Annotated in this window: 4 protein-coding genes; 3 read left to right on the top strand and 1 reads right to left on the bottom strand. The window is 62.1% G+C overall.

Translation table 11 applies throughout. The annotated features are described in order from the left end of the window. A partial coding sequence (locus tag T281_RS17605; RefSeq protein ID WP_052037246.1) for an alpha/beta hydrolase occupies positions 1–811 on the bottom strand: 811 nt, incomplete at its 3' end. A gap of 110 nt (positions 812–921) precedes the next feature. Between T281_RS17605 and T281_RS07740 the strand changes: the two genes are divergently transcribed. The 3 genes from T281_RS07740 (at position 922) to acs (ending at position 5,943) form a co-directional block, all read left to right on the top strand. After that, the gene (locus T281_RS07740) at positions 922–1,428 is read left to right on the top strand and encodes an Hsp20/alpha crystallin family protein (protein WP_037236811.1); all 507 of its coding nucleotides are present in this window, start codon (positions 922–924) and stop codon (positions 1,426–1,428) included. Between the two features lie 175 nt (positions 1,429–1,603). Then, on the top strand, positions 1,604–3,895 hold the full coding sequence (locus T281_RS07735; protein ID WP_037236835.1) for an adenosylcobalamin-dependent ribonucleoside-diphosphate reductase: 2,292 nt from the start codon (positions 1,604–1,606) through the stop codon (positions 3,893–3,895). Between the two features lie 101 nt (positions 3,896–3,996). Next, positions 3,997–5,943 (top strand): acetate--CoA ligase, encoded by a 1,947-nt coding sequence (acs, locus tag T281_RS07730; protein WP_037236833.1) that lies wholly within the window; start codon positions 3,997–3,999, stop codon positions 5,941–5,943. The last annotated feature ends 57 nt before the right edge of the window (positions 5,944–6,000 follow it).

Below are 6,000 nucleotides of genomic sequence, written 5' to 3'. Positions count from 1 at the left end.
CGCCGAGGTGCAACGCGGCCGATATCGGCACGTTCCGGTCGGCCAGCCCCTGCCAGAGGAGAAACGGCGCCTCGATCGCCTCGAACGGAATATCCCACCGCTCCGAGAAAATCCTGAACTCCTGCACGACGCCGCGAATGCCGGGCCGGATGCCCTCGATCACGCCCGCGAGCACATTCGCCTTGACCTCCGGCCGCGACAGGATCGGCGCATCGGCTGGCCCTGCGCGGCGCATCAGCCCACGAAACATCGCGTCCGGCGCGGCCTTGAACAGCGCGCGGCTCAGCGAAAAGACGCCCGTCATCGCGAGCGTATAGTGTGGCATGGAGCGGAAGAAGATCGCCTCGCCGCGCGGCAGATTTGCCGGGCCTTCGGGTGGGCACATCGGACCGACGGGGCTGACGAGCGCGGCGGCCATTACGCGATCCGGCAGAAGGGCTGCGCACGCAGCGGCATACGGTCCGCCGCCCGAAACGCCCGCCACCGCGAACCGCCCGATGCCGAGGCGATCCGCAAGCGCGCTAACGTCGCCCGGCCAGTCGACGAGTTTCCTCGTCGGCTGGAAGTCCGATGCGCCGAAGCCAGGCCGGTCGGGTGAAATGAGGCGCAGGCCGAGCCTGCGCGCGGGCGCGTCAGCCAGCCGATACATGAGGCGCGATCCGGGCGTCCCGTGAAAGACGAACACGGGCAGCCCCGCGTCGTCGCCATATTCGGCCCATGCGAGCTTGCGGCCCCCGGCAAGCGCCAGCGTTCGCGGTTCGCCCGCGAAAACGGCGGCGTTGCCGTGCCGGGTGCTGGTTGCAAACGCCATGATGCGCCCTCCGGTTGAAACATCGCATGCGGATTTAAATATAGAAAAGAGCCGCCTCAAGAATGAGACGGATATCTCGGAATGTTAGCACATCAGACAAGGAGAGAACGATGGCTGACGAAGGTTCGAGCAAAGGTCGCGGCGCCTCGCCCCCGCGCTACGGAGACCCGTTTCAATCTTTCCGAACGGAAATGGACCGGCTTTTCGAAAACTTTCTGTCGGGAGTGCCGCAACTCGCCGGTTTTCGGCAAGGCGTTCCGGCAGACCACGGCCTGACGCCGTCTCTCGACGTGAAAGAAACCGACAAGGAACTCGTCGTTAAAGCGGACCTGCCGGGCATCGAAGAGAAGGATCTGCAACTCACGGTGCACAACGGGCAGCTTCGCATCAGCGGAGAGAAGAAAAGCGAGAAGTCGGAAGAGCACGAGAACTACTACGTGAAGGAGCGAAACTTTGGCTCGTTCACACGCACGATCCCGCTACCCGACACGATCGATGAGGACAAGGTCGAGGCAACCTTCGACAACGGTGTGCTTACGGTTACTCTGGCGAAGAAGGACGATCACATAAAGCCGCAGAAGAAGATCGAAATCAAAAGCGGTCAGACCTCCACTTAGTCCGTGCGTGACCAACATCGGCGGCGCGATCAATCAAAGCGTCGCCTTTTCGCGGTTTGGTGCCTTCTCTCACGTTTGGTTAACAACTTATCCACATGGCGGACTTGACACATCGGCACAAAAGGGGAACATTTGGGGATCGTAACGCGTATAGTCAAAAGGTTTGGACGCTTCGATGCTGATCCCGATTTCCCGGCAGATATGGGAGGCCAAGTATCGTTACACGCCCGCCCATGGCGAACCTGAGCAATCCGTGGAGGAAACTTTCGCCCGCGTGGCAAGGGCGGCCGCATCGGCAGAACAAGCGGCCGCTCAGAAATATTGGGAGAAGTGCTTTCTGGATGCGATGGCGAATTTCGCCTTCATACCGGCGGGACGTATCCTCGCGGGTGCTGGCACGGGGCGCGACGTCACCTTGTTCAATTGCTTTGTCATGGGCGAGATCGGCGACGACATGGGCTCGATCTTCGCGCATGTCCGCGAGGCCGCGCTGACGCTCCAGCAGGGCGGCGGTATCGGCCACGATTTCTCCACCCTGCGGCCAAAGGGCGCGCCCGTGAAGGGAGTTGGCGCGGATGCGTCCGGCCCCGTCAGCTTCATGGATGTATGGGACGCGATGTGCCGGACGATCATGTCCGCCGGATCGCGCCGCGGCGCCATGATGGGCACGCTCCGCTGCGATCATCCCGACATCGAAGCCTTCATCGAGGCGAAGGCGGACCCTGCGAGGCTCCGAAACTTCAATCTTTCGGTGCTGGTTACGGACGCTTTCATGGAGGCGGTGAAGGCGGATGCGCGCTGGCCGCTCACGTTCGAAGGCACCGTTTTCCGCGAGGTAAGCGCGCGCGGCCTGTGGCTGAAGATCATGCGCAGCGCGTACGACTACGCGGAGCCGGGCGTCATCTTCATCGACCGCGTCAACGCCGCGAACAATCTCGCGTGGTGCGAGACAATCTCGGCGACAAACCCTTGCGGCGAGCAGCCTCTGCCGCCCTACGGCGCCTGTCTTCTCGGGTCGATCAACCTCGCCGCGCTGATCGAAAAGCCCTTTGAGCCCGAGGCCCGGCTCGACGAGGCGCGCCTTGAAAGGCTCGTGCCCGTCGCCGTGCGCCTCCTCGACAACATCATCGACGTGTCGCGCTACCCGCTGCCATCGCAGGAGCGCGAAGCGAAGGCGAAGCGGCGCATCGGCCTTGGCGTCACGGGGCTTGCAGACGCGCTGATCTTTTGTGGCGCGCATTATGGCGAGGAGAGCGGACGCGCGCTCGCGTCCTCGTGGATGGCGCGCATTTCGGCGCTCGCTTACGAGGCCAGCGCGTCACTGGCGAAGGAGAAGGGTGCTTTTTCTCTCTTCGACGCCGACGCTTTCCTCGCGCGCCCGTTCCCGGCCTCCCTTCCGCCACCGCTGCAAAAGGCCATCCGGCAACACGGCATCCGAAACGGCGTTCTGACCTCGATCGCTCCCACGGGCACGATTTCGCTTCTGGCGGGCAATGTCTCCAGCGGCGTTGAACCCGTTTTCGATTTCGATTTCAGCCGCCGGGTGCTTCAGCCCGACGGCTTCGCGCGGCGCGAAACAGTTGAAGATTACGCCGTGCGCATATTCCGCGAAAGGCAGGGTAGCGCGCCGCTGCCGCCCGCGTTCGTCGCGGCGCATGAACTGACGCCCGCTCAACACCTCGAAATGCAGGCCGCGCTTCAGCGGCATGTCGACGCTTCGATATCCAAAACGGTCAATTGTCCGGCGTCCATCCCGTTCGAGGACTTTGAAATGTTGTATGCCGATGCCTATCGCCTTGGGTTGAAGGGCTGCACCGCGTATCGCCCCAACGCAGTGACGGGAGAGGTTCTCACGCCCGCGCCCGCTTCTACCGAAGAGCCGCCCGCCCAGCCTGCGCTTCCACTCGCTGCCGTGGCGCGCGAGGCTGACGCCATAGAACCGGTACCTCGCCTGCGCGAACCGGTGCTTTCGGGCTTCACCTACAAGCTGAAATGGCCAGGCTCGGATCACGCCATCTATGTCACCATCAACGACAGCATCGAGAACGGCGATCGCCGGCCCTTCGAAATATTCATCAACTCCAAGAACCTGGAGCACTACGCGTGGACGGTCGCGCTCACGCGCATGATAAGCGCCATTTTCCGGCGCGGCGGTGACGTGGGCTTCGTGGTGGAGGAACTCAAGGCGGTCTTCGATCCGCGAGGCGGCGCGTGGATGGAAGGGCGTTACGTGCCGAGCCTCCTCGCCGCCATCGGCGACATCGTCGAGCGGCATTTCATCCATATCGGCTTTCATGGCGGGGCTTCCGAACTTGCGCGTGCCGTACCGTCGCCGCCGGGAGACGATGGCGAGCAGGAGGGCCTGATATACCTGACGAATTTCTGTCCGAAATGCGGGGCGCCGGGGATGATATCGCAGGAAGGATGCCGCGCCTGCCGAGTCTGCGGGTTCTCCACATGCAATTGAACGAGGCTTCAGCTCTTCGGGTGTTCGACCTTTGCGCAACTTGCCCTAGGATGGGCAATCAAACATAAATGACGCTGAAAAAGCGGATTGTGGAGGACGACATGACGGGCAAAATTTATCCAGTCTCCGAGGCCTGGAGCAGCTCGGCCTACATCGATGAAAACAAGTATCGCGCGCTCTACGAGCAGAGCGTCAGCGATCCCGAAGGTTTCTGGGGTGAACAAGCCGCCCGTATCGACTGGATCAAGCCTTTTACCAAGGTAAAGAACACTTCATACGATCCGCATAACGTCTCGATCAAGTGGTACGAAGACGGCTCGCTGAATGTTGCCGCGAATTGCATCGACCGCCATCTCGAAACTCGTGGCGACCAGGTTGCCATCATTTGGGAAGGCGACGAGCCGAATCTGGATCTCAAGGTCACATACCGCGAGCTTCATGACCGCGTCTGCCGCTTCGCGAACGTGCTCAAGAAGCACGGCGTCAAAAAGGGCGACCGTGTCACGATCTACCTTCCGATGATCCCCGAGGCCGCCTATGCGATGCTCGCTTGCGCGCGCATCGGTGCAATCCATTCAGTCGTTTTCGGCGGGTTTTCGCCGGACAGCCTCGCGAGCCGCATCGTCGACTGCGACTCGAGCGTCGTCATCACGGCCGACGAGGGCGTGCGCGGTGGCCGCAAGGTTCCGCTCAAGGCGAACGCCGACAAGGCGCTTGAAAAATGCCCAAGCGTGGAACGCGTGCTCGTGGTGAAACGCACCAATGGCACGGTCGGCTGGACACCCGGCCGGGATTACTGGCTTGCGGAAGAAATGGAGTCCGTCTCTGCAGATTGCCCGCCGGAGGAGATCAACGCGGAAGACCCGCTGTTCATTCTCTATACGTCGGGCTCGACGGGCCAGCCGAAGGGCGTGCTTCACACCTCCGGCGGCTATCTGGTTTATGCTTCTCTGACGCATCAATACATCTTCGATTACAAGGATGGCGATATTTATTGGTGCACGGCGGACGTCGGTTGGGTCACCGGCCACAGCTACATCCTCTACGGTCCGCTCGCCAACGGCGCGACCACGGTCATGTTCGAGGGCGTGCCGAACTATCCCACGGCGGCGCGCTTCTGGGATGTCATAGACAAGCATCAGGTGAACACGTTCTACACAGCGCCGACGGCCATTCGCGCGCTGATGGGCGCCGGCGACGAACTCGTCAAGAAAACGAGCCGCAAGTCATTGAAACTCCTTGGTAGCGTCGGTGAGCCGATCAATCCCGAAGCTTGGGAATGGTATTACCATGTCGTCGGCGAGGAACGTTGCCCCATCGTCGACACTTGGTGGCAGACTGAAACCGGCGGCATTCTCATCAGCGCTCTGCCCGGCGCTATCGCCCTAAAGCCCGGCTCGGCCACGCTGCCGTTCTTCGGCGTAAAGCCCGCACTCGTGACGCCCGATGGCCAGCCGATCGAAGGCGCTGGGGAGGGCAACCTCGTCATCACCGATTCATGGCCCGGCCAGATGCGCTCCGTCTACAAGGATCACACGCGTTTCGTTCAGACCTACTTCTCGGCCTACCCTGGGACCTATTTCACGGGCGATGGCTGCCGCCGCGACGAGGATGGCTACTACTGGATCACCGGCCGCGTCGACGACGTGATCAATGTGGCGGGTCATCGCATGGGGACGGCGGAAGTCGAGTCGGCGCTCGTGGCTCATTCGAAGGTGGCGGAAGCGGCCTGCGTCGGCTATCCCCACAGCCTGAAAGGTCAGGGCATCTATGTCTACGTCACCCTGATGGAAGGCATCGAACCGACCGAAGCGCTCCGCACCGAATTGCGCAATTGGGTGCGGCAGGAAATCGGGCCGATCGCGACGCCGGACCTCATCCAGTTCGCCCCCGGCCTGCCGAAAACGCGCTCCGGCAAGATCATGCGTCGCATCCTGCGCAAGATCGCGGAGGACGACTTTTCGAACCTCGGCGATACGTCCACGCTGGCGGAGCCGGGCGTGGTGTCGGATCTCATCGAGAACCGCATGAACAAGGCTGTCGCCTGATTCGAGTCGACGGGGGCGCGCTTTGGTCGCCCCCGTCCGATTACGATCGCTGAACCT

Origin of the sequence: Rhodomicrobium udaipurense JA643 (assembly GCF_000636015.1) — a bacterium.
Taxonomy (GTDB): Bacteria; Pseudomonadota; Alphaproteobacteria; order Rhizobiales; family Rhodomicrobiaceae; genus Rhodomicrobium; species Rhodomicrobium udaipurense.
This window is presented reverse-complemented; position numbering and strand designations above follow the sequence as displayed.